This window comes from Arthrobacter sp. NPDC056727 (genome assembly GCF_042790555.1).
Lineage (GTDB): Bacteria > Actinomycetota > Actinomycetes > Actinomycetales > Micrococcaceae > Arthrobacter.
In genome coordinates this window covers 49,108-75,666 of the sequence record NZ_JBHTZA010000023.1, presented here as the reverse complement: position 1 = coordinate 75,666, position 26,559 = coordinate 49,108, and the positions used below count along the sequence as shown (strand labels likewise).

The following is a 26,559-nucleotide window of genomic DNA, read 5'->3' as shown; positions in this document are numbered from 1 at the left end:
TCACATCCTGGCGAGCCGCGCCCGTATCACGGTGAACACCCCGTAGCAGACGAGTCCGGCGCCCACCGCGGCCAGTACGTACACCCCGAAGGGCTGTTCGCGCAGTGCGCGGAGCCCGCCGTCGAGGCCCGTCGACTGCTGGGGGTGGGCGGTGACCGCTGCGATGACCACCAGCAGGCCCGTCACGAACAGGGCAACGCCCTTGGCCACGTAACCCGCCATCCCGAGAACGGTGATGGCTTTGCGCCCGCCCGGGGAAGACGGGGGATTGATGTACTTCTCAAAGGATTTCCTGAACCCGCGGACTGCATAGATGATCCCGACGACGGCCACGGCCGCACCAATCAGCACCAAAAGCAGGATGCCGCCGGGCGCCTTCATCAGGTTGACCGTGAAGTCGCTGGTTGATTCCCGGTTGTCCTTGCCGGCGCCCCGCGCGAAGGCGGCCAGCGTAAATGCCAGCCCGGCGTACACGACCGCCTGCGCGGCGGCCTTCAGCTTCTTCCCGGCCTTGTGCTTGGTCGGCAGGTGATCGAAGTCGAAAATTGCGTCACCGGCCTGCCACAGGGCCAGCGCAATGCAGCCCGCGAAGCTGACCCACAGGAGCAGGGGGCCGGCGGGCTGGGTGGCGAGTTCGGCGACAGCACCGCTCACGTCCGCGCGGCCGCCGCGTCCCCGGGCGAGCCCGAAGGCAATGAGGCCGACCAGGATGTGGAGCACACCGCTTGCGGCAAAGCCACCCCGCGCCAGCATTTCGAGCGGCTTCGAGTTCGAGATGTCCTCGGCCTTGTCGGCTGCTTTACCGGCTGCGCTTCTCAGTTCTCGTTTGATGACCGTTCCTTCGCGCCGGCACCCTGTACTGCCGCTGTACACCGGTGCAACTGCTGTGGCACTCCGCCACATGCTTATCGTGTCACGGCGGAGCGCCATGGAACAGAGTCCCCGGACCGGGACGGGTGACGCGGTGTTGCCGCGCCGGATCCGGGGCCACAACTGTACGTTCGCGCTGCCGGAGCGCGCTGCAGATGGGGCTAGATCCGCCGGTAACAGAGGTCGAAAATCATCCGGCCGGCTTCGTGCGCCTTGTTCTCGAAGCTGGTGCGGATGCGGCCCTCGAAGCGGGGAGCCCAGCCGCCTCTTTCGTCGATGCCCTCGTTGGGTCCGGTGTGTTCTGTGCTCACGGGCGCCCGTCCTTCTTTGACCGGGGCGCCGCCCACCAGCGATTCGACGCCGGTCTGCCACACGTGCGTGAGGGGACTCTCGGGGCCGCTGCGCTCACCGGTGTGAAGGTTCTCGAACGCCCCGGACCCGGCGAGGACGTCGCGGACGTGCACGGCGTAGTTGGACCAGTCCGTGGCGATGCGCCAGAGGCCGCCCGGCTTCAGCGCCCTCGCGGCGAGTTCGGCGAATTCGGGCTGGATCAGGCGGCGCTTGTGGTGCCGGGACTTGTGCCAGGGGTCCGGGAAGAAGACCCAGAGTTCGCTGACCGAGCCGGGCGGAAGCATGGTGGCCAGGACCTCCGGGGCGTTTGCCTCCACCACGCGCACGTTGGTGAGGCCGCGGCTGTTGATCTTGATCATGGTGTTGGCCAGGCCGGGAGTGTAGACCTCCACGGCGAGGAAGTCCTGGTCCGGGTTTTCCTCTGCGGCGTGACAGACGGCGTCGCCCAGGCCCGAACCGATCTCGACGATCAGCGGAGCCAGACGCCCGAACTCGGCTTCGGCGTCGAACGAGTAGTCCGGGTGGACGGACGTGTTGGCCACGTGGCGGGGCACATCGATGGCCCACCTGCCGGAATGCTCCTCCCAGGCAGCCTGACGCCGGCCCTGCAGACGGGTCCCGCGGCGCACGAAGCTGACAGGCCGCCCGCCGTAGGTCCCGTAGGAGGCCTGGCTTCCCGGCGTGACGGGCCGGGGCTGGTTCGGATTTGCCGGCGGCTGCGGGGTTTCGGGAGTTTCGCTCATCCCTTCCAGAATACCGGCGGTCAGCACGGCTATTTCCCCCGTTTCCGTCGGCTCCGGGCAGGCGTACAGTGTTGCTATTCCACCGGCCGGCCGGGCGACCCGCTTACGGGCCGCCTTCGCCCCGGGACGTTTTCCCGCCGCGAGGGCGGACGAACGCATGACAACGCAGCTTCAGGAAACGCTATGGAACCATCGGCATTCCTCTCTGAACCCATGAAGTCCGCCGGCACCATTGCCATCCTCGGGGCGGGTCCGGCGGGGCTGGTACTCGCCATTGCCCTTGCCCGGCGCGGGCTGTCGGCAACGGTCATCGAGCGCGACAGCCCCCCGGACATTGCGCCGCGGTTCAACCCGGAGCGGTCCTACACCATCGACATCTCGGGGCACGGGCTGAAGGCACTCCGCCACATTGACGCCGTGACCGAGTTCGACCGCCGGATGTTCCGGTTCAAGGGGCTGAAGATCCCGGGCCGTGGAACGGAGGAATGGACCTTGCCCGGGTGGACCGGATCGCGGGGCGACATCCTCCGGGCACTCATGTCCGTGCTGTCCCGGTACAAGGACAGGGTGGCCATGGAGTTCGAAACCAATGTGGAAAGCGTCGACCCAGTCACAGGCTCAGTGACATCCCGGCGGCGGTCCGGGGAAGCGACGGTCAGGAGCTTCGACTTGCTCGTGGGCGCGGACGGTGCAGGTTCCACCGTCCGTCCGGCCCTGCAGTCGGCGGTGCCCGGGTTTACGGTAACCTCCAAGTCCTTCCCCAACCACTGCACGATGATTGAGCTCGATAACGTGGGTGAACGGCTGGACAAGCACTATCTCCACGGGCTCTCGACCCGGCCGTTCTGCGTCGCAGGTGCGATCAGGGGAGACAACGGGCAGGACTCAGCCCGCTGGTTCTGCGCCATCGGAACCAGGAAGCGGATCGGCTTTTCCGGGGTGGAGGAGGCCCGGAAGTTCCTGCAGGACCGGTGCCCTCGGGTTCTGGAATTCACCGGCGATGAACAGGTCCAGGCCTTCGCCGGCCGGACGTGTTACCACATAGGACGCAGCCTGAACTGTTCCCGGTTCCATGGCGGGAAAGCGGTCCTGATCGGGGACGCCGCCGCGCCCTATCCGCCGATCGGGCAGGGAGTGAACGGCGCCATGGAGTCCGCCATGGTCCTCGACGAGTGCATTCGGGATGCCGGCAGTTCACCTGGCTCCTTACAGCGGGCGGCCGCAAAATACACGGAACGGTGGAAGCCGGAAGCTGACGCAGTGTCCTGGATCAGCGAACGGAGCCTCTTCGAAAACCGGTTCCACACGGTCCGCGCGCTCGCCACATCAATGCTGGGGCTGAGCATCTTCGAGCAGGCCAAAAGTGCGGAAGTGCCGTACTCCCAGGTGCGGCGCCGGGCCGAACGGCTCTGGCCGCTCTGGGCACGGTGACCCCCGGGGACGGCAAGGCCGGCGGGTCACGAGAAGGCATCGAACTTGCCCGCAAACAACGGCACAACAATGATGGCGGTCTCCGCGGCTGCCACGATGAAGCCGCTAACGCTTATGCGCCGCGCCGTGGTGCCTCCCGCCGACCGTCTCAGGGCAAGGATCCCGAACGTCAGGGAGAACAGCGTGAACAGCGCCGGCAGACTGTAGAAGACGACGTTCGCCACCCACTCCAGTCCGTTGCTGCCCGTGTCCGGCCGGGTGAACAGCATGGCGAACATTGCCGGACCAACAGTGACAAACGCACTGGGCAGAATCAGGGCGCCGCACACCAAAGTCGCGACCGCCAGGCCGTACCCGTCAGGGTTCTGGCAGCCGCGGCCCTGCGCGCCCGGGCCATGAGCCCAGGGATCCTGGCCCGAAGGATCCTGGCCCGAGGGACCTGGACCCGAAGGACCCGGCCCTCCAGCCTCCGGACCTGCGGGGCCGTGCGGTGGCGGCGGGCCGCCGGACTCCGGTGCCTGCGGAACGCTCATGGTTCTCATCGTCGATTCGGCCGGGCCGGCCCCTTGAACGGCTACGTGCCGACCAGATTATTGGCCCTCGGCCAGCCGGGATAGCGTGCTGAACCCGTATGTGGATAACTCCAGGACGGGAACGCCGGGGCCGCCGCCCTGGCCCCGCAGTGCCCCTCAACAGCAGTGCCCCTCAACAGCAGTGCCTCTGCAACAGCGGTGCTCCTGCAAGAATGGGCGGGTGATTGACGCCCGGAATCCACGCAAGCGAAGCAGGCCGCCGCAGCACCCTCCCGTTCATGCCGACGCCGTCGCGGACACGCTCGTTGATGCAGAGGCCGACGACGTTCCCGCGGCCGGGCCCACCCACGTGGGTAGCCGCCGGGCACTGGCCTACCTGGGACTGTGCCTGGTGCTGATCGGCCTGAACCTGAGAACGGTGTTCTCCAGTTTTTCAGCCGTCCTCCCCGAGGTGACGTCGGATGCCGGCCTCCCAGGCTGGGCGGTGGTGGTGCTGACCACGGTGCCGGTCACCCTGCTCGGCGTGTTTGCGCCGCTGGCTCCGGTCCTGGCCCGCCGGTTCGGCGCGGAACGGGTCCTGCTCGGCGCCATGGCGGTCCTGACGGCTGGCCTGCTCCTGCGGCCGGCGGAGGTCCCTGGCGCCGGGCACCTGCCGTCGCTGTTTGCCGGGACTGCGGCCTGCGGGGCCGCGATCGCGCTGTGCAACGTGCTGCTGCCGGGGCTCGTGAAGCGCGACTTTCCGCACCGGCTGGGCCTGATGGGCGGCCTCTACACCACGGCCATCTGCGCGTCGGCGGCCCTGGGGGCCGGCTTCACCTACCCCGTTTTCAGCGCTACCGGGCAATGGACGTCGGCGCTGTGGTTCTGGGCGGTTCCGGCCGCCGTCGTGCTTTTGCTCTTCCTGCCGGTAGCGATAAGGCAACGGCACGGCCGGCACGCAGCGGCGCGGGACGGCGTCAACGTGTGGCGCTCGGCGGTGGCCTGGCAGGTCACGATCTTCATGGTGCTGCAGGCGATGATGTCCTTCAGCGTCTTCGCCTGGCTCGCACCGATTCTGCGTGAGCGCGGCGTGGACGGCGGGACGGCAGGGCTCATTGTGTCGGCGTCCATCGTGCTGCAGATGCTGGGCTCGCTTTTCGCGCCGGCGCTCGCCGCCCGGTTCAGCGACCAGCGGGCGATCAACACCGTGGTTGCCCTCATGACCGGAGGCGGTTTTGCCCTGAGCATCTTCGGCCCCTTGGACTGGGTCTGGCTATGGACCGGCATGCTGGGGCTCGGCCAGGGAAGCCTCACCGCCGTCGCCCTGACGATGATCATGCTCCGCACCCGCGACGGACACACCGCAGCCCACCTCTCCGGCATGATGCAGGGGGTGGGCTACGGGCTTGGCTCCTCCGGCACACTGCTGGTGGGCCAGCTGCACCAGGGCACCGGCTCCTTTGCGGCGGCGGGGCTCCTGTTCCTGGCAGTGGGAACGCTGGCAGCGGTCTTCGGCTACCGGGCCGGGCGGGACAGGTTCATCGGCGACTGACCCAACTGCAAGTCAGTTGGGATGGCTCAGTGCGCCAGGTCCTTGCCCCTCGTCTCGGGGATGGTGAAGATGAACGCCACGCTGATGGCCAGGAGCACTACCGCGTAGACGTTGAACAGCTGGGGCATCTGGACGGTGGTGCCGAGCCACTGCTGCAGGTACGGGGCCGTGCCGCCGAACACCGCCACGCAGATGGAATAGGGCACGCCCACGCCGACGGTGCGGATGCTCGTGGGGAACAGTTCGGCGTACACGGCGGGAACGATAGCGGCGCTCGCGGCGATGAAGATGAGCATCACGGACATGCTCACGGCCAGCTGCCAGGCGGAATCCTTCAGCAGCCAGGTCATCGGGAAATGCATCACGGCGGAGCCGATCGCGCCCGCCCACAGCACCTTCTTGCGGCCGATCCGGTCCGACAGCTTGCCCCAGACAGGCAGGGCAGCGATGAACACGATGTTGCCGATGACTCCGGCCCAGAGTGCCTCGCCGCGGTCGATTTTCAGTGCGGTGGTCGCGTAGCTCGGAGCCACGACGCCCCAGATGTAGTAGATCACCGTCAGGCCCACGGTCAGGCCGATCACCTGCACCGCCTGCTTGCGGTACCGGACAATCTGCGGCCAGATCGGAGCGCGCTTTTCCCCGGCGGTCTCGCCCTCGAACACGTCCGTCTCGTGCAGCCCGGACCGCATGATCAGGGCGTACAGGCCCATGGCGGCCCCGATCAGGAACGGGATGCGCCAGCCCCAGGCGTTCATGACCTCGGTGGTCAGTGCCATGTTCAGCACTGCACCCAACAGCGTTCCGAACAGGATGCCGACTGTGCCGGAGGTGTAGATCAGCGTGGCCCAGAAGCCGCGGTGTTCACGCGGCGCCATCTCCGAAAGATACGTTTGCGACGACGGCAGCTCACCGCCGTGCGCCAGGCCCTGGACCAGCCGGGCCACCAGGAGCATCAGCGACGCGAAGGCCCCGACGCTGGCGAACGTGGGGGCGACGCCGATCATGAGGCTGCCGAGGGACGCCAGGCCGACGGCGAGCGTCATGGACGCCTTGCGGCCCACCCGGTCGCCGATCCAGCCGAACAGGAAGCCGCCGAAGGGCCGGGCAACGAAGCCGACGGCGAAGATCGCCAGTGTGGACAGCACGGCTGAGGCGGGGTCGGACTTGCTGAACAGCTGGCTGGCGATGAACGGCGTGAACGTGGCGTAGATGGCCCAGTCGTACCATTCGACGGCGTTTCCGATGCCGGTGCCGATGATGGTTTTGCGGGTCGAGACCCGTCCTTCGCGCTGGGCAGTGATGATGGCGGTCATGGTTGTCTCCCTGGACTGGGCGGGTTAAAGGGCCGGAACGGAAGCGGCGCTGGCGCCGGCAAGCGCCTCGAGGCGGGTGATGGCGAGTTCCGCATAGAGCGCGGCGCCGTCAGCCAGCACGCCGTCGTCGAACGTGGCGTACGGCGAGTGGTTGAACGGGGACGTGGCGTGGTCCGCGTCCTGGGGGACGGCACTGAGCCCGACGAACGTGCCGGGCACCTCGGCCAGGACCCGGGAGAAATCCTCGGAGCCGCTGAGCGGGGTGGCCCACCGCGAGAGCCTGGAATCGCCGAACATCTCGCCGATGACCTTTTCCGCGGTGTGGGTTTCGTCCTGGTCGGTGATGGTGAGGGGGTACTCCTGCTGGTAGTCCACGTCCACCTCGAGGCCGTGCGCTGCCGCGATGCCCTTGAGCAGCCGCGGCACGGCGTCCATCATGCGCTGCCGGTTCTCCTCGGAGAACGTCCGGATGGTGGCCTCGATGCGTGCCGTTTCCGGGATGACGTTGCGCTTGGTGCCCGCCTGGAGCACCCCGACGGAGAGGACCACGGGATCGAACATGTTGAACTGGCGGGTGACCATCACCTGCAGGGCGGTGACCATCTCCGCTGCGGCAGTGACGGGATCCTTGGCCGAATGCGGGGCGGAGCCGTGGCCGCCCGCGCCGAGGACCGTGACCACCAGGCCGTCGGAGGCGCTGAGCATCACGCCGGGCTTGGTGCAGAAGGTTCCGTGCGGTTCGAGGGAGGAGAACACGTGCATGCCGTAGGCCGCGTCCACACGCCGGCCGGGGGCATCCAGGACGCCTTCGCGGATCATGTAGCTGGCGCCGTCGCAGCCTTCCTCGCCGGGCTGGAACATCAGGACGACGTCGCCCGCGAGCCGGTGCCGCCGCTCGGCGAGGAGGGTGGCCGCGCCGGTGAGCATGGCCGTATGGAGATCGTGGCCGCAGGCGTGCATCGCGCCGTCAATGGTGGAGGTGTAGCGGACGCCGGTCTTCTCCTGGACGGGAAGGCCGTCCATGTCCGCCCTGAGCAGGACAGCAGGCGGCAGGACGGCAGGCGGCAGCACGGCGGACGCGCCGCCGGCAGACCCAACGGGAGTCCCGCCGTCGTAAGCCCCGCCGCGCAAGACGGCGGTGACCGACGTCGTCTCCTTGCCCAGGGTGATCTCGTACGGCAGGCCCTCCAGAGCCTTCAGCACCTTCTCCTGGGTCCGCGGCAGCTGCAGTCCGATCTCGGGTTCCCGGTGCAGGTCGTGGCGGAATCGGGCAAGATCTTCCTGCATCCGGCGGGCGTCTGCGGCAATCGGCACGTGTTCTCCTCGTTGGTGGTCCGGTGGTGTGGGTCTATTCTGGAGTGGTCTGCTTCACATCCGGCCAAAGAGCTGGAAAAATGCAAAAGCCCGGTCCCATATGCACGATTCGTGCAGGACCGTGCGGAAGGGAAGAGCGCTGGACGTCACGGAGGAGGACCTCGCGCTGGTCAATGCCCTGCAGATCGCACCGCGGCTGAGCTGGGCGGATGCCGCGGAGGTCCTGGGCGTGCACGCCACCACGCTGGCCGCGCGGTGGGAGCGGCTCACCGCGGCGGGGGCCGCCTGGGTCACGGCGCATCCGATGGGGGATCCGCAAAAGATGTGCCTCGCCTTCGTTGACGTCGAGTGCGAGCTGCACCGCCGCGCCGAGGTCACCCGGGCGCTGACGGCGGTGCCCGAGATCGTCACCGTGGAGGAGGCCGCGAGCAACCGGGACCTGATGCTGACGGTGATCACCGGTTCCCTGCAGCACTTCACCGCCGTGGCATCGAAACTGCATGCCATCGAGGGACTGGTCAAATACCAGACGTCACTGGCCACGCGGCTGCACACCGGTGCGTATGCCTGGCGCATCAACGTCCTCAACCGCAGCCAGCTCCAGGCACTCAGGGCACTCGCCGGACCCGAGGCGGCGGCGTCGGCTCCCTCGGCCGCGGTACGGGAGCCGCTGCCGGCCAGCCATCTGGCGATCCTGCCGTTCCTGGCGAAGGACGGCCGGGCAACAGCGGCGGACATCGCCAGGGCCCTGGACCGCCATCCGGCCACCGTGCAGCGCCAGCTGAACCGGGTGCTCGCCAGCGGGACCCTGTCTTTCCGCTGTGAGATTGCGCAGAGGTATTCGGGCTTCCCGGTGACCTGCCACTGGTTCGCCAACGTCCCGCCCGGCCAGCACGAAGCCGCGGCCGAGGAACTCCGCGGCTTCCGGAATGTGCGGCTGAGCGCCTCCACCACCGGACGCACCAACTTCGTCATCATCATGTGGCTGCAGTCCCTCGCCGACGTCATGACCGCGGAGCTGGCCCTCCAGCAGCGCATCCCCGGCATCGAACTGGTGGAAAGCGTGGTCATGCTGAGGACCGTCAAGCGCGTGGGCTGGATGCTGAATCCGGATTCGACGGCGAGCGGCGACGTGGTGGCGGTACCCGCCGCCGCGCCGGAGCTGGTGGGCTGAGCGTGCACGAACCCGCGGTGTCCGCCCCGCCCGGTGCGGGAATCTTCCAGCGGCCCTACCTGCTGGTGACGGTGGGGGCCTGTGCCCTGGTGTTCCTCGCCGCGTTCGAGTCCCTCGCCGTCACCACGGTCATGCCCGTCGTGAGCCGGGAGCTGGGCGGGGCCGGCCTGTACGCGCTCGCCTTCGCGGGCCCGCTGGCCACCGGCGTGATCGGCATGGTGGGCGCGGGGAACTGGTCCGACCGAGGCGGACCCGTCGGCCCGCTGTTCGCGTCCGTGGCGGTCTTCGCGTTGGGCCTGCTGGTGGCGGGCACTGCCGGCACCATGTGGGCGGTGGTGGCCGGCCGGCTGGTTCAGGGGCTGGGCGGCGGGGCCATGACGGTGGCTCTGTACGTGGTGGTTGCCAGGGTCTATCCGGCCGTCCTGCACCCCAGGATTTTCGCTGCTTTCTCGGCCGCCTGGGTGATCCCGTCCCTCGTGGGACCGTTCGCCGCCGGGCTCGTGGCCCAGCTGGCGAGCTGGCATTGGGTGTTTCTCGGCGTCGTGGTGCTGGTGCTGCCCGCGTTGGCGATGCTCTTTCCCGCGCTGCGCGGCGTGCGGTCAGGCAACGCGAACGGGAACGGTGACGCGGCCGGCCAGGGCGCCCAGGTGCCCTGGGCGCCGGGCCGGCTGGCCTGGGCCGCCCTGGCCGCGCTGGCGGTGCTGGGCCTGAACCTGTCCTCCGGACTTCCGGGAGCCGGACCGCTTTTGGCGGGGGCCGCCGTCGTCATTGCACTGCTGGCGGTGAAGCCGTTGGTGCCGCGCGGAACCCTCACTGCCCGGCGGGGCCTGCCCAGCGTGATCCTGGTCCGGGGGCTGGTTGCGGCCGGCTTCTTCGGTGCCGAGGTCTACCTGCCGTACCTGCTTGTGGAGCGCTATGCCTTCTCGCCCACCTTCGCCGGCCTCACATTGACCGGCGGAGCCCTCGCCTGGGCGTCGGCGTCGGGCGTCCAGAGCCGGCTGGGCGGGAGGCTTGGCAGCGCGCTGGCCGTGCGGATCGGCTCGGTGATGGTGCTGGTGGCGATTGCCCTGGCACTGGTGACGACGGCGCTTGGCTGGCCGGCCGCCGTCGCAATTGCCGGCTGGGTCCTTGCCGGCGGAGGCATGGGGCTCGCATATCCGCGGCTGAGCGTGATGACGCTGGCGCTTTCCACCCCTGACACCGAGGGCTTCAACAGTTCCGCGATGTCCATTTCCGATTCCCTCGGGGGCGCCCTCGCGCTCGCCGCCACCGGCATCGTGTTCACGGCATTTACGACGACGGCGGCCTCCTTCGCCGGCGTCTTCGTACTGACCGCTGTGATCGCCGCCGCCGCGGTCGCCATAGCGCCCCGCGTCGCCCATTAGCCCCGCGTCGCCCACCAGGTGAGTTTTTGTACAGATGTCGCGACTTAGACGCCCTCGAAGTCGCGATACGTGGACAAAAACTCCATCGAAACGGGTCAGATGCGGGGGAGGACCTTGTAGTACAGGTGGGTCACGGCGTCGCCCTGGAGCACCGCGGTTTGCTCGAGCTTCACCGGGGCGGCCGCGAGGTTATCGAAAAACCTGATGCCGTGGCCCAGGATCCACGGCGCGAGGTTTACCCGGATCTCTTCCACCAGTCCGGCGTCGATTCCCTGCCGGATGATGTCCGGCCCGGCCAGGGACACGTCCTTGTCGCCGGCCAGTTCGGTGGCGGCCCGCACCGCATCCGCGAAACCGGTGGTGATAAACGTGTAGGGGACGCCCTCGCGCGGCCAGCCGTCCGGGACGGTGTGGCTGAGCACAACGATGGGGCAGTCGATGGGGTGCCGGCCGTTCCAGCCGTCCGTCAGGTCGAAGATCCGGCGGCCCACCAGCATGGCGCCGGCCGTCGACATGGTCCGCCGAAGGTGCATCGCGCTGGCCTCGGTCACGTGCCAGGTCATGTCCGGCCTGGCCGTCGCGACCTCCACCGGGCCGTTGCCGTACCAGTCGAAGAGGCCGTTGACGGAGTCGTCAGGGAGGGCGATGAAGCCGTCCAGGGACATGGTCATTTCGGCAACCAACCTGGCCATCCGTGCGCTCCTCTCGACGGGAGTATCCGTGCTCCGGGCTGGAGTTTTTGTACAGCTGTCGCGGGTTGGAGGCCCTTGAAGTCGCGATATCTGGACAAAAACTCCAATCAGGGCTGCAGCCGGGTGGCGCGCAGCACGGCGTCGGCCAGCACGGCCGACTGCCCGTCCGGCCCGGTGGCGTTCCGCTCCCGGCTGGCCGCAACGTCCAGACGCCACGCGGGCGGCGCGATTCCCAGCTCGGCCGCGGCCTGCTCAGCCGTGAACAACATCCCCGGACCCGTATGCGAGGCACTGTCCTCGTCCGAATGGCTGTGCCCGTCCGCGTGGCTGGACTCCCCAATGCTCCGCCATGGCGGCAGGCCATCGGGATGGTGGCCGACGATCAGCAGCGTGCCGCCGGGGCGGACCGCTTCGGCGGCCACCCGGTGCGGCCGCTGCCATGGGGCCTCGGTGGAGTGCAGGAACTGGGCGGACACGAGGTCGAACTGCTCCTCGGGAGCCCATGCGTCAAGGTCACGCTGCAGCCACGTGATGCGGCGCCCGGCAGCTGAGTCCGCAGCGTGCTGCGCGGCGCGTTCCAGTGCGACGGCGGAGACGTCCACCGCGGTCACCGTCCAGCCCTGCTCTGCGAGCCACAGGGCATCGGCGCCCTCGCCGCAGCCCAGGTCCAGGGCAGTGCCCGGCTCCAGCCCGGCTGCTTCGGCCACCAGTTGCGGGTTGGGCAGGCCGCTCCAGACGCGCGGCCTGCTCCGGTACATTTCGTCCCAATGGCGCGCGGCGCCGTGGTGCCCCTCGTGGTCCATGGGGAATACCCTGCCACAGAAAGGGTAGGCGTGTCAGGGCAGCCGGACGATGATGTTCCCCTCTTCGTCCGCGTACACCGAATAGCTGCGCAGGGGTCCGGCGCCGGTGGTGGAGCAGCCCGTCTCCAGCTCAAACGCGTGCTGGTGCAGCGGACACATCACCACGGACTGGTCGATGGTGCCGTCGGCGATGGGGCCGCCCTTGTGCGGGCAGACCGCCGAGACCGCGCGGAGGGTACCGTCCCGGAGGCGGAACACCGCGACCTGTTCGCCGGCCACGCCGTATGCCCGTCCCTCGCCCACGGGGATCTGGTCCACCGGGCCGAGGACGTGCGGACCCGCGCTCATCGGACCGGCACCTGGGGGAGCACCTCAAGCGGGAGGGACGTGCGGAACTGGCCCGGCGTAAAGGGGTCGTCGCGTTCAGTCCACGGATCCACGTAGGCGTCCACCGATCCCTGCATCGCAGCATCAAGCTCCGCGCAAAGGCCCTCGGCGTCGTCCACGATGACCGCGCGGAGGTGCTCGATCCCGACGCGCGGCACGAAGGAATACGTGCGTTCCAGCCAGTTGGCGCGCTCGCGGTAGTACTGCATGAACCGCCCGGCCAGCAGCTTCACCGTCTCGGGGTCGTCGACGGTGGCCAGCAGGTCCCCCTTGCGGATGTGGGCACCCGCCGCGCCGCCGACGTAGATCTCCCAGCGCCCGCCGTCGACCGCCACCACCCCCACGTCCTTGACCAGTGATTCCGCGCAGTTCCGGGGGCAGCCGGACACCGCGAGCTTCAGCTTCGCCGGGGACTCGATGCCCTGGAACCGCGACTCGATCTCGATGCCCAGCTTCGTCGAATCCCCCGTGCCGAAGCGGCAGAACTCCTGCCCCACGCAGGTCTTAACGGTGCGGAAGCTCTTGCCGTAGGCGTACCCGGACGGCATGTCCAGGTCTGCCCAGACCTTCGGCAGATCCTCCTTGGGTACTCCCAGCAGATCGATCCGCTGGCCGCCAGTCAGCTTCACCATCGGAATGCTGTACTTGTCCGCCACGTCGGCGATCCGGCGGAGCTGCTCCGGGGAGGTCACCCCGCCCCGCATTTGCGGCACCACCGAGAAACTGCCGTCGCGCTGGATGTTGGCGTGGACGCGGTCGTTGATGAACCGTGCATCGCGCTCGTCGATGTACTCGCCGGCCCACATCATCTTCAGCAGGGACGCGAGGCCCATCTTTGACTTCGCGTCCTCGACGCCGCCCGGCGCCAGGGCCGCGAACACGGCGGACACCGACCGCAGGCCCCGCTCCCGGACGGCCGCCATCAGCGCTGATTTCTCCAGCGGCACCCCGGGAACGTACCAGGCCGCCGCCGGGTCCTCCTCCACGGCGCCGTCGGCCGCCCACTCCACCACCTGCCGAACCAGCAGCTTGCAGGAACCACAGCCCTTGCCGGCCCGGGTGGCGTCCATGACGCCGGAAAGCGTGCTGCAGCCGCCCCGCACCGTGTCCGCGATGGCCTGCTTGCTGACGCCGTTGCAGTTGCACACCTGGGCATCGCCGTCGAGTTCGGCCACGCCGGTTTCCCCGCCGGGCCCGCCGACGTCGAACAGCAGCGAGACCCGTTCCTCGGGGAGCGGCAGCCCGCGGTCGAACGCCTGCGTCAGATAGGCCACCTTGCGGCTGTCCCCGAGCAGCGTGGCGCCCACCACCTTGTTGTCGCGGATCACGACGGATTTGAACACGCCCTTGCCGGGCTCCGAGAACACCACGTGCTCGTCGGTGTCGCGCTCCGGGGCCTGCAGCCCCATGGACGCGACGTCGACGCCGGCCACCTTGAGTTTCGTGGCGGTGCGCGAGCCCAGGTAGGCAGCCTTGGGATTGGTTCCGGTGACGTGGTCGGCCAGGACGGCGGCCTGCTCCCACAGCGGCGCCACCAGGCCGTACACCTCGCCGCGGTGCTGGACGCATTCACCGACGGCGTAGATCTCGTCCTCGTCGGGGACGCGCATGTGGTCGTCCACCACAATGGCGCGTTCCACAGGCAGGCCGCTGGTCACCGCCACCTCCACGTTGGGGCGGATCCCGGCGGCCACCACCACCATGTCGCATTCGATGTCCAGGGCATCCCGCAATTGGATGCCGCGGACCCTGTCGCGGCCCAGAATGGCGGTTGTCCGGCTGTTCGTGTGGACACGGATGCCAAGCGCCTCGACGCTGCGGCGCAGGACCGCGCCGCCGTCGGGTCCCATCTGCGCGTTCATCAGGTGCCCGCCGGAATGCACAACATCGACGCCGATGCCGTGGCTTTGCAGGCCCCGTGCGGCTTCCAGCCCCAGCAGTCCGCCGCCGATCACGACGGCGCGGCGGTGGTGGTCCTGTTGGGCGTACGACACCATGCCCCGGGTGTCGTCGATGGTGCGGAACGCGAAGACGCCGGGCAGCAGCCGGCCGCCCGGGGTGTACAGGCCCTCCACTGCCGGCATGAACGGCCGGCTGCCGGTGGCGATGATGAGGACGTCGTACGGGGTGGCCCGGCCGTCGTCGGAGAACACCAGCTTGGCGAAGCGGTCTATTCTTTCGACCCGGACCCCCGCGTGCAGCGTGATGTTGTTCTCCCGGTACCAGTCCAGCGAATTCAGGAAGATTCCGCCGGTGTCCTCGTCGCCGGAGAGGACATGGCTGAGCATGATCCGGTTGTAGTTGCCGTAGGGCTCGTCGCCGAACATGGTGATCCGGTGCTGGACGGCGCCGCCGCGGGCCAGGATTTCCTCGACCGCGCGGGCGCCGGCCATGCCGTTGCCGATCACCACGAGCCGGCGCCGGGTATCGCCCGGGGCGCCCCGTCCGGAGCGGCTGGCGAGGGCGGTCATCAGTGCTCCACCATGCCCATGTCCACCACCACGGAGCCGCTGACCCCGGTATCCGCCAGCAGCCTCAGCTCGATCAGCGAGCCGCCGTCGATGTCTTCCACCACACGGAGCGGAACGTGGACGTCGCCCCTGGCCGCAATCGGGAAGTACCGCATGGGCACGCCGTCCCGCATCAGAACCACCGTGATCAGCTCCGCGGAGGAGTTGCCGCCGCGGAAATACAGCGTCTGGTTGATGACGCCGTCGGGCACGAAGTGGGAGAGCTGGCTGTGGATGGGCACGGCCTTCTCGAGCCCCGCGCCGTCGAACGGGAAGATGCCCTGAAGGAAGATGTTCTTCAAGTTCACAGTCAAATCCTTTCGGGGAGGAACGCTGCGGCCGGTGCCACCGGCCGGGTTTGAGTCCATCCTTCGCCGCACGTGTTACAGGGCCCTGCGGCCTGTGTAATTTCCGCTTAACACCTTCCTCACCGTCGGCCTGCGCGCGGCGCCTGAACCCGGAACCACGCACAGAAAACCGCGCTGCGGACCACCGGGGCGGCCGCAGCGCGGTTTCTGATTCGCGCGGGTCTATTGAATTGCGGAACTAGGGGTTGGCGGAGCCGACCGTGGCAGCGGGGCGGGTGTTGTCAGCGGCCTTCCACTCCTCGATCCGGGCCTGCTGCAGCGGCGTCTGGCGGTTGAAGTACCAGGCGGCACCCAGCAGCAGGAACCACACCGGGGCAACCACCAGCGCGAGGCGGGTGTCCTCGGCCTGGGCGAGGGCCACGAGCATGAAGACGAAGAAGCCCAGGACCACGTAGGGCATGAAGGCTGAACCTGGCATCTTGAAGGCGGACGCCTCGTGGAGTTCCGGGCGGCGGCGGCGGAACACGATGTAGCTGATCAGGATCATCGACCAGACGAACATGGTCAGCACCGATGCCACGGACGTGACGATGGTGAACGCGCCGATCACGGAGTCGCCCGCGTACAGCAGGACCAGGCCGGCCAGAAGGAAGATGCAGGAGAACAGGAGTGCATTCTGCGGAACCTTGCGGACGCTGAGCCTGCCGAAGGCCTTCGGTGCGTTGCCGTCCTGAGCAAGCCCATAGACCATGCGCGAGGTGGAGTAGATGCCGGAGTTGGCACTGGAGGCGGCCGAGGTGAGGACCACAAGGTTGATCACGACGGCGGCGATGCCCAGGCCGGCGAGGGTGAACATGCCGATGAACGGGCTGCTCGCGGGGTCGATGCTGCGCCACGGGTTGACGGCCATGATGACCACCAGGGCGCCCACGTAGAAGAGCAGGACGCGGATCGGGATGGAGTTGATGGCCCGGGGGAGGTTCTTTTCCGGATCCTTGGTTTCGGCGGCCGCCGTGCCCACGAGTTCGATGCCGGCGAAGGCGAAGATCGCGATCTGGAAGCCGAGGATGAAGCCGAACAGGCCGTGCGGGAACATGCCGCCGTCGTTCCACATGTTGGCCAGGTTGGCCACAGCGCCGCTCGGCGAGGTGAAGTTGGTGGCGATCATGACGACGCCGGTGGCGATCAGGGCGAGGATGGCCACCACCTTGATGATGGCGAACCAGAATTCCGCCTCGCCGAAGGCCTTGACGGTGGGCAGGTTCAGAAGAATCAGGACCACGGGGGTGATCAGGGCGGGGATCCACAGGGGAGTGCCCGGTGCCAGCTTGTCCACGTAGCCGGCGATGGCCACGATGTCGGCCACGCCCGTCACCACCCAGAAGAACCAGTAGGACCAGCCGGTGAAGAAGCCGGCCCAGGGTCCAAGGATGTCGCCGGCGAAGTCGCTGAAGGACTTGTAGTTCAGGTTGGAGAGCAGGATTTCGCCCATGGCCCGCATGACGAAGAACAGCATGAAGCCGATGATCATGTACACGAAGATGACGGACGGGCCGGCGAGGGAGATGGTCTTGCCGGAGCCCATGAACAGCCCGGTGCCGATGGCCCCGCCGATGGCCAGGAGCTGGATGTGGCGGTTGCCAAGTCCGCGTGCGAGGTGGGGTTCCCTGCCCTGGCCGGGTTCGCCATGTTCTGTGGACGGTTGAGCGGAAATGCTGGTGGTGCGTTCAGACATCAAGTCATCTTCCTTGTCACAGGTGCCGGCACGTGCGGGAGGTTGCTGTGCCGGCCGCGTTGATCCGCCTGAGGTGTGACGGAACTAACAGTTGGGATGGTGTTAAGACTACGAGCGGCGGAACGCGGCAGATGTGCGCGGGCTGGCCGTGCCGCCCGGAACGGGGGAGCGGAGAGGCTCCGGTGCCGGCCGGCGTGGCGCCGCTGGAAAAGCGCATTCCTCCAGCCCGGCCGGGGAATCGGCTCCGCCGGCAGGAAATTCGCAGCCAGGGCGCAACGCCGCAGTAGTCTTCGACATATGTCCAGCATGCCAGCCCCAAGTGTCGTCCATTGTTGTCCGTGAGCTGCATCACGCATCGCCACGTGGCGCGGCAAGGGGTCGAATCCCACCGGTCGGCACCCGGGGCAATGGCGGCCGGGCCGCCGGCAGAGGGCTGTGACGAAGCCGAAAAAGGCCAGCGGGGCCCTGATGGTAGACTGGTGGCACTTGATGTGCAGTGATGCCCGCTTTGCTCTGTAATTTGGAGGCGGGCTTTTTTCATGTGAGAGGCACATCCTGCGTCGATGAACGCTAATGGTCCCGGCGGCCGCTGTTGGAACACTTGCAGCAGCCCGGTTGACCACCTGACTTTTCTTCGGCGACCCCCTGGGCCAACCGGCGTCGGGGGCCGATATCCGCTGGATACCGCCTGAAAGACCCTGATAAACCAATATGACTACATTTGCTGCCCTCGGTACGCCCAAGGCACTCGCCGAAACCCTGGCCGCCCAGGGAATCGAGTCCCCGTTCCCCATCCAGGTCAAGACGCTGCCCGACACCCTGGCCGGCCGCGATGTCCTGGGCCGCGGCCGCACGGGTTCCGGTAAGACCATCGCCTTCGCCATCCCGCTCGTGGCCCGTCTCGCCGAGCGCGAAGCCGCCTACTTCCGCAAGCCGGGACGCCCCCTGGGCCTGGTCCTGGCACCCACCCGTGAACTGGCCACCCAGATCAACGCCACGATCGAGCCGCTGGCCAAGGCCATGGGCCTGAACACCACGGTGATCTATGGCGGCATCTCGCAGGCGCGCCAGGAAAAGGCGCTGCGCGCCGGCGTGGACATCGTCATCGCCTGCCCGGGCCGGCTGGAGGACCTGATCCGCCAGCGCATCCTGACCCTCGAAGCCGTCGAGGTGACCGTGCTGGACGAGGCAGACCACATGGCCGACCTCGGCTTCCTGCCGGTGGTCAAGAAGCTCATGGACATGACCCCGAGCCAGGGCCAGCGCCTGCTGTTCTCCGCCACGCTGGACAACGGCGTGGACAAGATCGTCCAGCGCTACCTGTCCAACCCGCTGACCCACTCCGTGGACGATCCGCAGGCGGCGGTGACCACCATGGAGCACCACGTGCTGGTGGTCAACGACCAGACCGTGAAGAAGCAGCTGATCGTTGAACTGGCTTCCGGCGCTGGCCGCCGCGTGCTGTTCATGCGCACCAAGCACCACGCCCGCAAGCTGGCCAAGACCCTGACCGACGCCGGGATTCCCGCCGTCGACCTGCACGGCAACCTGTCGCAGAACGCCCGCGACCGCAACCTTGCCGAGTTCTCCTCCGGTGACGTCCGCGTCCTGGTGGCCACCGACGTCGCCGCCCGCGGTGTGCATGTCGACGACGTCGAACTGGTCATCCACGTCGACCCGCCCACCGAGCACAAGGCTTACCTGCACCGCTCCGGCCGCACCGCCCGTGCCGGCTCCGACGGCACCGTGGTGACGCTGACCCTGCCCGACCAGCAGACGGACGTCAGGAAGCTGATGAAGGCTGCCGGCGTCGAGGTCACCTTCGAGCGGGTCACCGCGAGTTCGCCGATCGTTGCCGAGCTGGTGGGTGAGATCGCGGACAAGGTGGATCCCCGGACCCGCGCCGCGCTGCTTGCCGCCAAGGCCCCGCAGCAGGGCGGCGGCAAGTCCACCGGTGCCAACGCCGAGCGCAAGCGCGCACGCCGCCAGGCATCACCCACGGCCGGTGGCCGTGGCGGGCGCGGCGGCCGCGGGCGGGTCTCCGCCGAGGCTCCCCGCACGGACCTGCCCCGCGCCGAACGCCGTGCCGTGGCCTACGAGGGCCGCGCTGCCGCCCGCGACGCCGCTGAGCGCGTCGCTGAGCTGAACGAGGACCGCGCCACTGCGGCAGCTGCGGCCCGCCGCAACGCCCGTGGCCGCGGCGCTGCCGCCGGCACGCACCGCAACGACGTCCCTGCTGCCGGTGGCCGCCCGTCGGCTGGCCGCGGTTCCGATGGGCGTGCGGCGGAGGGCCGGGATTCCCGCTTCACCCGCAGCGAAGCTCCCCGTGGCGGCACCGGCCGCCCGAGCACCGGCGGCCAGCGCAGCGGACGTCCGGCCACCGGCCAGCGCGCAGCGGCCGGCAGCAAGACAGGCGGCTCCAAGGCCGTCTGGTCCTCCACCACCGGCGGCACGTCGGGCGGCTCGTACGGTTCCACCTCGGGCGGCAATGGCAGCGGCAGCGGCCGCTCCGGCGACGGCCGTCCCGCCCGGAAGGCACCGCGCCGCGCATCGGCCCCGGCGTCGAACGAGCGCCGCGGCCGCTAATACCTGGCGACGCGCAAAATGCCGGCCGCTACGGGAATTCCCGTAGCGGCCGGCATTTTTGGTAGCGCAGACCACCAAGCGCAGCGTTACCAGCCGCGGGCGCGCCACTCCCCGAGGTGCGGGCGTTCCGCGCCGAGCGTGGTGGGCTTGCCGTGGCCCGGGTGAACCACGGTGTCGTCCGGATAGACGTCGAAGATCCGCTCGGTGACGTCCGTGATCAGCTGGTTGAACCGCCCCGGGTCCTTCTGGGTGTTGCCTACGCCGCCCGGGAACAGGGAGTCGCCGGAGAAGATGTGTGCCGGCCCCTCGGGGTCCTGGTACACCAGTGCCACCGAACCGGGGGTGTGGCCGCGCAGGTGGACGGCCGTGACGTCGAACCCGTCGAAGTTCCCAACGTCGCCGTGGTCCAGCAGCACGTCCACCGCCACGGGAAGCTCCGGGGCGTCGTCTGTGCCGGCAGCCGTCCTGGCCCCGGTTGCTGCAACGAGGCCCGGCAGCGCGCGCACGTGGTCCCAGTGCTGGTGCGTGGTGGCGATGAGCGCGAGCCTGGGCTCGCCGGGGGTGTCCGCCGCGGCATCCGCCAGCAGGCCCTGGATGGCCGGCAGGTCGTCCGCGGCGTCGATCAGCAGCTGCGCCCCGGACTGCCTGGCCGTCAGCAGATAGACGTTGTTGTCCATCTCGCTGACCGAGATCCGGCGGATGGTGATGTCCCGAAGTGAATGAATGAGCGTGTCCATCTGCCCAGTCTATGGAGGAGCCCGGTCTAGGGACTGCCCTTGGCCCGGCCGGCCGGCAGCATCTTGAGTCCGGCCGCGCACCCCACAATGCCGGCGATGAACAGCACTTTGAGCAGGCTGAAGGGCTCGACGCCGGTGGCCATCGCCCAGCCCACCGTCAGTGCCGCTCCGATCCCCACCCAGACGGCGTAGGCGGTGCCGAGCGGGATGTGCCGCACCGCCATGCCCAGGCCCTGCATGCTGAGCGCGGCCGTCACGACGAAAACCACCGTGGGCAGCGGGCGGGTCAGGCCGTCGGACTGGCCCAGCGCCGTGGCCCAGACGGCCTCCAGGACTGCCGAGGCGAGCAGGATGATCCAGGAAGCGGCAGGCTTTGCGGGCATTACGCCACCGCCTTCAGGCCAACCACGCACGCGGCGATTCCCGCGAGCAGCAGCAGCCGCGCCGCCGTCGGCCGCTCAACTTTGGCGACGATCGCATAGGCGGACGTCAGCACCACACCGACGCCGACCCACACCGCGTAGGCGGTGCCGGTGGGAATGGACTGCATCGCAATGCCAAGGCCCGCGGTGCTGGCAAGGACTGCGACGAGGAAGAGGGCCCCGGCCGCGACCCGGCGCCGGCCGGAGGACTGGGACGCGCGGTGCAGCGCTGCCGCCCACACCGCCTCAAGGGCGCCGGAAAGAATGAGGATGAACCACGACATGACAGATCCTTTGGCCAGTCTTGTCGCGCACCGGGTACTGATCCGTCGTCCGGAGGTCCGGGGAAAGGGACCTTGCGCTATACCCTAGCAACGCCCGACGGCGGTGGCCACCCCTTGGTGGCACGGCTCACCGCCCGCGGTTCAGGGGTGCCGGTCAGAGCTTGCCGCCTGCCGCTTCCGGTGCCGCGGCGTCACGGCCGCCGTCGCCGATGGTTTCACGTGCAACAAAATTCTCGATGTCGAAGGTGTTGTCCGCGCGTTCGGCGATGTTCAGGAGGGTGGTCATCGAGGCGACTTCCTCCACCTGCTCCTTGAGGAACCAGAGCATGAACTGCTCGCCGAGGGCATCGTCCTCGGCCCGGGCCGCCCGGAACAGGCTTTCGATGCTGCGGGTGACTTCCTTCTCCTGCTCCAGCGCCAGTGCCAGCGGATCGGTGACGGAGGCGAAGTCGTTGCGGACGGCGGGCACGCCGGGAATGGCGACGGAAACGCCGCGGTCCAGCATGTACTGGACCATCATCATGGCGTGGTTTCGTTCCTCCACCGACTGCCGGTAGAAGTACCTCGCCAGCTGGGGGAGGTCCTGGTTGGCAAACCAGACCGCCACGGCAATGTACTGCTGCGAGGCCGCGAATTCGTTGCCTATCTGCAGCAGCAGGAGGTCGCTGAATTTTGACTTGCTCATGGCCCCGAGTCTAGGTTCCGGCGCCGGGCGTGGCCAGAGCCGCTAGCCGGCCACAGGATCGATGGACACCACGGCCAGGAACCCGCGGCCCAGGATTTCCGGCGTCTGGCTGTCCGAACCCACCACCGCGTCATAGCGGTCGAGCGGTACGGGCGCGTCCTCGGACACGGCGTTCCCATGGCTGACGGCGGCCTGGCCCTGCAGCAGGATCCCCAGCTGGCCCGCGAATACGGGATGGGCACGCTTCTTGGACAGCTCGATGATGGAGGCATACGCCCTGAAGGCGCCCTCGCGGGTGATGACGTTGAGGTTGCGGACGTCCCCGGTGGGCAGGGCTGAGGAGGAAGCCGCGCCGCCGGGAAACCGGAAGGGCCGGTACTTTTCCAGCGGGTGCTCGGCCCCGTCCACGGAAAGCAGCAGCAGTTCGCCCTCGACGACGGTCAGCAGCCGTTCCATCCCCGGGAAGGCGGAGTAGTCCCCGGCCTTGGTGACGTCGGCGATGCTGACCCGCCAGTCCCATGCCCCGTCGTCAGCAGAGGCAGCCCCGCGGTGGCTGGCCAGCTCGCGGGTGACCCCGCCGCCGTTGCGCCAGGGCTGGGGTTTGATGTCGGCGAAGCGGATGATCTGCATCAGGCCAGCCTATCCGCGCGTTGCCCGCACGCTCCCTCCCCGCGTAAAGTCGGCGACGGATCGCTGCGGTTGTGGGCGACGCTAACAACAAAGGAGCCGGTCAATGTTCGTCAAAGTCTGCGGCCTGAGCACGCCTGAATCAGTCCGGGAGGCCGTGGAAGCCGGAGCGGACGCCGTCGGGTTTGTCCTGACGGCCAGCCCCCGGGCGGTCTCACCGCACCAGGTTACCCAGCTCGTGAAGGCCGTTCCTGAAGGTGTGACCGCCGTCGGCGTCTTCCGGGCCGAACCGGCCGCCGATGCGGTGGCCATTGCGAGGGCCGCCGGGCTGAGCTGGATCCAGCTCCACGGTGAACGCACGCCGGGCGACGTAAAAACAGCGCACGACGCCGGCATGAAGGTCATCCGGGCCGTCACCATGGGTGACGCACCGGACGCGTTTGCCGACTGGGGAGAGGAACTGCTGCTCATCGACGCCGCAGTCCCCGGTTCCGGCGAAGCCTGGGACTACGGTTCCGTGCGCGGCAAGGGCCTGGAAGGACGCCAGTGGCTCCTGGCCGGCGGGCTGGACGCCGCCAACGTGTCCCAGGCTGCGCGCGATGCCGGGGCGTGGGGCGTGGACGTCTCCTCCGGCGTCGAACAAAGCAGGGGAGTGAAGGACCTGGCCAAGATCCGGGCGTTTGTGACGGCAGCCAAGGGCTGACCGCCACGTGACTCCGCCGATGGCGGCCCGCGGCGCCCGGACGCCCGCGGCACCCCTCTATGCCGCCGGATTCGTGACGGCGTTCGGCGCCCACAGCATTGCCGCAGGCATGGGCGCCCAGAGCGGCAACATCGGACTGACCCTGCTGAACCTGGGCATCCTGCTGGCCGTCTACGACATCTCTGAGGTGTTCCTCAAGCCTGTCTTTGGCGCGCTGAGCGACCGGGTCGGCGCCAAGCCGGTAATCGTCGGCGGGCTCCTCGGCTTCGCCGCCCTGTCCCTGATCGGCCTGGGGGCCGCGAATCCGCTGCTGCTGGGCCTTGCCCGCCTGGGCCAGGGCGCGGCCGCCTCGGCGTTCTCGCCGGCTTCCTCGGCGATGGTGGCGCGGCTTTCGGCCGGGAAGAACGCCGGGACGTTCTTTGGCAGGTACGGGTCCTGGAAGAGCCTCGGATACGTGATCGGTCCGTTGCTGGGTGCCGGTTTGATTGCCGCCGGCGGCTTTGCGCTGCTGTTCGGGGCACTGTCCGTCCTTGCCGCTGCTACCGCCGTGTGGGTCCTTCTCGCCGTGCCGCACCTCCCGCCGCTCCCGCGCCGGCGGTACACCGTGCTGGACCTGGCACGGCAGGTTGCCGAGCGCAGCTTTCTGGTTCCCACCCTGGTACTGGCAGCGTCGATGGCGGCCATGGGCGCGGCGATCGGTTTCCTTCCGGCCCTGGCCGTGCAGCACGGCCTGGACCCGGTGGCCGGCACCGCAGCCGTCAGTGTGCTGGCGGTCGCATCCCTGCTGGTCCAGCCGCGGATCGGCGCGCTGCGCGACAGGCACCGCGTCGGCGACGCCGGCGGGATGCGCACCGGCCTGCTCATCACCGCCGCCGGAGTGGCCCTCGTGGCCGCAGCGCCGGGCCCGCCCACCATCTTTGCCGCGGCGGCGGTGATTGGCGCCGGCGTCGGCGCGGCCACCCCGCTGGGCTTTGCACACCTGGCGGACAGCACGCCCAAGGAGCGGATGGGGCGGACCATGGGCTCGGCCGAGCTGGGACGCGAACTCGGCGACGCCGGCGGCCCGCTCGTGGTGGGCGCGGTCGCGACGGCTGCCTCGCTTCCGCTGGGCCTGGGTCTGCTCGCGCTGCTGGTGGCCGCGGCCGCGGTCCCGCGCCTCAGCCCTGGCATCAGGGTGCCCGCGGCTGAAGACTGAGCGGCTGAAGGTTAAGGGTTAAATCAGGGCAGATTCCGGGTCATTACGGGCTCCCCGACCGGCAGAATGGACGGATGAAGACACTCCTGAACATCATTTGGCTGGTTTTCGGCGGTTTCTGGCTGGCGCTCGGTTACTTCGCCGCCGGCGTCATCTGCTGCCTGCTCATCGTGACCATCCCCTGGGGCATTGCCTCCTTCCGGATCGCGTCCTACACCCTGTGGCCTTTCGGGCGGATGGTGGTGGACAAGCCGGGCGGAAACGGCGTGTTCGCGCTGCTCGGCAACGTGATCTGGCTGCTGGTGGCCGGCATCTGGATCGCGGTCGGGCACGTCGTCACGGCGGTTGCCATGGCGCTCACCATCATCGGCATCCCGCTGGCCATCGCCAACCTGAAGCTGATCCCGGTTTCCCTGATGCCGCTGGGCAAGCAGATCGTGCCCACCGACAGGCCGTTCATCACCGCCTACCGCTAAGAGAGTTCGCCCTGCAGGTTCCGCCGGGCGGCATCCAGCCACAGCCGCCGGGCGCGCTCCGTATGGAAGAGCGGGTCCATCCCCAGCAGTTGGCGGACGACGGCGGCCCGTCCGGCCGCGAAATCGGCGTCGCCGATGTGCGCATAATCTTCCCGGACGGCGGCCACATAGCGGGCGTAGGGCTCCGGTTCCCCGCCCAGAACCGACAGGTCGGCGTCGCAGAGGAGGGCGCCGCCGTCGTCCCCTTCCTCCGGCCGGTGATCGGAGGTGAGCCGGACCAGCCGCGCCACCTCCTCGACGTCGGCCTCCGGGAGGCCGGCCTGGCTGAGACGGAGCTCGGCGAGCCGGGCTGATTCCTCCTCGTCCTCGCCCGCGATGCCCTGATAGACCGCATCGTGGAACCAGGCCGCCAGCACCACGGTCCGCGGCGGCCGGGCGGGTTCGGCGAGCAGGTCCAGCGCCTCCAGCACCGCGAGGAGGTGGGTGCAGCCGTGGTACCTGCGGTGGCTTTCGCTCCAGCGGTCCAGCAGGTCCAGGAACAGGGCGTCGTGGCCGGGCATCACCGTATTCCAGCGGTTGAACAGCGGAGTCTTGAGGGACTTCGTGCGGCTGCGCGCCGGAATCCGCAGCCCGCTGGCGATGAGCTTGCGGACCAGGACCCGCGCCTCCACCGGAATGGCACCGGCAGCGACCAGGCTGTCATAGCGGCGCTGCGGGACGTCGTAGTGGTCGCCGTCGAAAGCCCGCTCCGGGATGCCCGCCGCGGCGGCGAACGCGTGCAGCTCCGCCAGGGACGTGTCCGAGATCAGGTGCGAAAACAGTGTTTCGTGGGCAGGCCAGAGCGGCGGATCGAGATAGACGGCCATGGGGGAGAGTCTAGTCCGCGCCCGCACAGCACGGCATTCCAGCACAGCACGGCACGGCAGGCGTACTACCGGCCACCGCCTGCCGTGCCGTAAGACTGCCTTCCGTTACGAGGACGCCCTCTTGACGATGACGCTGTCGATGTACTCGTCGCCCATCTGCCGGGAGTGCTCCGCTCCGAGCTGCACATGGGTCAGGCTGGTGACCCCGAGGTTCACTGCGCTGCTGGAGTACTCAAGAGCTCCGTCAAACCACACCTTGATGGTGGAGGCGCTGCCGTTGGCCGTGACCTCCATCTGGGCACGGTGCCAGGTACCCAGCGGGATGCTGGACGAAACCAGCTTGGTGTAGGAGAACGTGCCGTTGGGTGCCGTGACGCGCAGCCACAGCTGGCCGTTGCTGTTATAGCGGTAAATGTCCGCAATGCGCGTGCCGTTCGAGAAGAACCGCAGGTACGGAACGTCGTTGCCCGTGAGGCCCGCCGTCGTGATGTTGAACCGGCCGTCGGCGTTGGCCCGTTTGGCGGACGTGGAGCCAAGCGAGAGGGACAGCTTGGCCACCGAACCGGAATCCGCGGTGACGTGCAGCTTCGCGGAGCAGGTGCCCGAGAAGTGCTGGGACGTGCTGATGGTCGCGGTTCCGGTGGTCGCCGTCGAGGCCACGAACGGGGCGAGGGATCCCGCCTCGAAGCCCGTGGCGGTCACCGTGGTGCCGGTCATGGAATTTGTTGGCAGTGTTGTCGAATTGCTGCAGGTCACCGCGTTGGCCGGCGATGAGCCGAGGATCAGCCCGCCCGCCATCAGGACACCGGCGGCGCCCAGGGTGCCCAGTTTCTTGAGCTTGCTCATTTGGTAGTCCTCACTATCTTGTTCGGTTCGGAAGTCACCGGCATCAGGT

The 26,559-nt window shown here is 68.6% G+C and carries 26 protein-coding genes and 1 riboswitch; of the genes, 8 read left to right on the top strand and 18 right to left on the bottom strand.

Annotated elements, in window-relative coordinates; genetic code table 11:
- Both ACFRAH_RS19510 and trmB read right to left on the bottom strand, forming a co-directional pair.
- Entirely contained in the window at positions 1–930 is a 930-nt protein-coding gene (locus tag ACFRAH_RS19510) for a DUF1206 domain-containing protein (RefSeq protein ID WP_377992556.1), read from the bottom strand.
- Positions 931–1,031: 101 nt separating this feature from the next.
- Positions 1,032–1,964: a tRNA (guanosine(46)-N7)-methyltransferase TrmB gene (gene trmB, locus ACFRAH_RS19505; protein ID WP_377992555.1), complete on the bottom strand. Its 933-nt coding sequence runs from the start codon at positions 1,962–1,964 to the stop codon at positions 1,032–1,034.
- Between the two features lie 183 nt (positions 1,965–2,147).
- Between trmB and ACFRAH_RS19500 the strand changes: the two genes are divergently transcribed.
- The gene (locus tag ACFRAH_RS19500) at positions 2,148–3,395 is read left to right on the top strand and encodes an FAD-dependent oxidoreductase (protein WP_377992554.1); all 1,248 of its coding nucleotides are present in this window, start codon (positions 2,148–2,150) and stop codon (positions 3,393–3,395) included.
- 26 nt (positions 3,396–3,421) lie between these two features.
- Here ACFRAH_RS19500 and ACFRAH_RS19495 read toward each other — a convergent pair whose 3' ends face one another.
- Positions 3,422–3,928 carry a hypothetical protein gene (locus ACFRAH_RS19495; RefSeq protein ID WP_377992553.1) on the bottom strand — a complete coding sequence of 169 codons (507 nt, stop codon included), beginning with the start codon at positions 3,926–3,928 and terminating at the stop codon, positions 3,422–3,424.
- A gap of 220 nt (positions 3,929–4,148) precedes the next feature.
- On the opposite strand from ACFRAH_RS19495, the gene ACFRAH_RS19490 reads away from it, so the two are divergent.
- On the top strand, positions 4,149–5,459 hold the full coding sequence (locus ACFRAH_RS19490; RefSeq protein ID WP_377992552.1) for a CynX/NimT family MFS transporter: 1,311 nt from the start codon (positions 4,149–4,151) through the stop codon (positions 5,457–5,459).
- 26 nt (positions 5,460–5,485) lie between these two features.
- Here ACFRAH_RS19490 and ACFRAH_RS19485 read toward each other — a convergent pair whose 3' ends face one another.
- Both ACFRAH_RS19485 and ACFRAH_RS19480 read right to left on the bottom strand, forming a co-directional pair.
- Complete coding sequence (locus ACFRAH_RS19485; RefSeq protein WP_377992551.1) at positions 5,486–6,775, bottom strand: MFS transporter; 1,290 nt, start codon at positions 6,773–6,775, stop codon at positions 5,486–5,488.
- 24 nt (positions 6,776–6,799) lie between these two features.
- Entirely contained in the window at positions 6,800–8,089 is a 1,290-nt protein-coding gene (locus ACFRAH_RS19480) for a M20 family metallopeptidase (RefSeq protein ID WP_377992550.1), read from the bottom strand.
- Positions 8,090–8,189: 100 nt separating this feature from the next.
- Between ACFRAH_RS19480 and ACFRAH_RS19475 the strand changes: the two genes are divergently transcribed.
- Entirely contained in the window at positions 8,190–9,263 is a 1,074-nt protein-coding gene (locus ACFRAH_RS19475) for an Lrp/AsnC family transcriptional regulator (RefSeq protein ID WP_377992549.1), read from the top strand.
- A gap of 2 nt (positions 9,264–9,265) precedes the next feature.
- Positions 9,266–10,648 (top strand): MFS transporter, encoded by a 1,383-nt coding sequence (locus ACFRAH_RS19470; RefSeq protein WP_377992548.1) that lies wholly within the window; start codon positions 9,266–9,268, stop codon positions 10,646–10,648.
- 95 nt (positions 10,649–10,743) lie between these two features.
- On the opposite strand, the gene ACFRAH_RS19465 is transcribed toward ACFRAH_RS19470, so the two are convergent.
- The 6 genes from ACFRAH_RS19465 to cycA all read right to left on the bottom strand — a co-directional run bounded on the left by ACFRAH_RS19465 (position 10,744) and on the right by cycA (position 17,083).
- Complete coding sequence (locus ACFRAH_RS19465; RefSeq protein WP_377992547.1) at positions 10,744–11,340, bottom strand: dihydrofolate reductase family protein; 597 nt, start codon at positions 11,338–11,340, stop codon at positions 10,744–10,746.
- 107 nt (positions 11,341–11,447) lie between these two features.
- Positions 11,448–12,143, bottom strand: coding sequence for an SAM-dependent methyltransferase (locus tag ACFRAH_RS19460; RefSeq protein ID WP_377992546.1), 696 nt, complete (start codon positions 12,141–12,143; stop codon positions 11,448–11,450).
- A 33-nt stretch (positions 12,144–12,176) separates the two neighbouring features.
- Positions 12,177–12,491, bottom strand: coding sequence for a Rieske (2Fe-2S) protein (locus tag ACFRAH_RS19455; RefSeq protein ID WP_377992545.1), 315 nt, complete (start codon positions 12,489–12,491; stop codon positions 12,177–12,179).
- On the bottom strand, positions 12,488–15,001 hold the full coding sequence (gene nirB, locus ACFRAH_RS19450; protein WP_377992544.1) for a nitrite reductase large subunit NirB: 2,514 nt from the start codon (positions 14,999–15,001) through the stop codon (positions 12,488–12,490). The genes ACFRAH_RS19455 and nirB overlap by 4 nt, the downstream gene beginning before the upstream one ends.
- Positions 15,001–15,348, bottom strand: coding sequence for a molybdopterin oxidoreductase (locus ACFRAH_RS19445; protein WP_377992543.1), 348 nt, complete (start codon positions 15,346–15,348; stop codon positions 15,001–15,003). Before ACFRAH_RS19445 ends, nirB begins: the two co-directional genes overlap by 1 nt.
- Positions 15,349–15,586: 238 nt before the next feature.
- Complete coding sequence (gene cycA, locus ACFRAH_RS19440; protein ID WP_377992542.1) at positions 15,587–17,083, bottom strand: D-serine/D-alanine/glycine transporter; 1,497 nt, start codon at positions 17,081–17,083, stop codon at positions 15,587–15,589.
- Between the two features lie 711 nt (positions 17,084–17,794).
- Between cycA and ACFRAH_RS19435 the strand changes: the two genes are divergently transcribed.
- Positions 17,795–19,669: a DEAD/DEAH box helicase gene (locus ACFRAH_RS19435; protein WP_377992541.1), complete on the top strand. Its 1,875-nt coding sequence runs from the start codon at positions 17,795–17,797 to the stop codon at positions 19,667–19,669.
- An 86-nt stretch (positions 19,670–19,755) separates the two neighbouring features.
- On the opposite strand, the gene ACFRAH_RS19430 is transcribed toward ACFRAH_RS19435, so the two are convergent.
- The 5 genes from ACFRAH_RS19430 to ACFRAH_RS19410 form a co-directional block, all read right to left on the bottom strand.
- Complete coding sequence (locus ACFRAH_RS19430; protein WP_377992540.1) at positions 19,756–20,406, bottom strand: MBL fold metallo-hydrolase; 651 nt, start codon at positions 20,404–20,406, stop codon at positions 19,756–19,758.
- 26 nt (positions 20,407–20,432) lie between these two features.
- Positions 20,433–20,789: a DMT family transporter gene (locus tag ACFRAH_RS19425; protein WP_377992539.1), complete on the bottom strand. Its 357-nt coding sequence runs from the start codon at positions 20,787–20,789 to the stop codon at positions 20,433–20,435.
- Complete coding sequence (locus ACFRAH_RS19420; RefSeq protein ID WP_353710345.1) at positions 20,789–21,112, bottom strand: SMR family transporter; 324 nt, start codon at positions 21,110–21,112, stop codon at positions 20,789–20,791. Before ACFRAH_RS19420 ends, ACFRAH_RS19425 begins: the two co-directional genes overlap by 1 nt.
- A gap of 9 nt (positions 21,113–21,121) precedes the next feature.
- Positions 21,122–21,188: riboswitch (guanidine-III (ykkC-III) riboswitch) on the bottom strand.
- A 78-nt stretch (positions 21,189–21,266) separates the two neighbouring features.
- The gene (locus tag ACFRAH_RS19415; protein WP_377992538.1) at positions 21,267–21,797 is read right to left on the bottom strand and encodes a ferritin; all 531 of its coding nucleotides are present in this window, start codon (positions 21,795–21,797) and stop codon (positions 21,267–21,269) included.
- 42 nt (positions 21,798–21,839) lie between these two features.
- A complete protein-coding gene (locus tag ACFRAH_RS19410) occupies positions 21,840–22,427 on the bottom strand; it encodes a HutD family protein (protein ID WP_377992537.1) in 588 nt (195 codons plus the stop codon).
- Positions 22,428–22,530: 103 nt separating this feature from the next.
- Here ACFRAH_RS19410 and ACFRAH_RS19405 point away from each other — a divergent pair, with 103 nt between their 5' ends.
- From ACFRAH_RS19405 to ACFRAH_RS19395, 3 genes are all read left to right on the top strand, one after another.
- Positions 22,531–23,127 carry a phosphoribosylanthranilate isomerase gene (locus ACFRAH_RS19405; protein ID WP_377992536.1) on the top strand — a complete coding sequence of 199 codons (597 nt, stop codon included), beginning with the start codon at positions 22,531–22,533 and terminating at the stop codon, positions 23,125–23,127.
- A 19-nt stretch (positions 23,128–23,146) separates the two neighbouring features.
- A complete protein-coding gene (locus tag ACFRAH_RS19400; protein WP_377992571.1) occupies positions 23,147–24,322 on the top strand; it encodes an MFS transporter in 1,176 nt (391 codons plus the stop codon).
- Positions 24,323–24,396: 74 nt separating this feature from the next.
- Entirely contained in the window at positions 24,397–24,798 is a 402-nt protein-coding gene (locus ACFRAH_RS19395; protein ID WP_377992535.1) for a YccF domain-containing protein, read from the top strand.
- On the opposite strand, the gene ACFRAH_RS19390 is transcribed toward ACFRAH_RS19395, so the two are convergent.
- On the bottom strand, positions 24,795–25,664 hold the full coding sequence (locus ACFRAH_RS19390) for a DUF4031 domain-containing protein (protein WP_377992534.1): 870 nt from the start codon (positions 25,662–25,664) through the stop codon (positions 24,795–24,797). The genes ACFRAH_RS19395 and ACFRAH_RS19390 overlap by 4 nt on opposite strands.
- Positions 25,665–25,769: 105 nt before the next feature.
- A complete protein-coding gene (locus ACFRAH_RS19385) occupies positions 25,770–26,510 on the bottom strand; it encodes a hypothetical protein (protein WP_377992533.1) in 741 nt (246 codons plus the stop codon).
- Positions 26,511–26,559 lie beyond the last annotated feature (49 nt).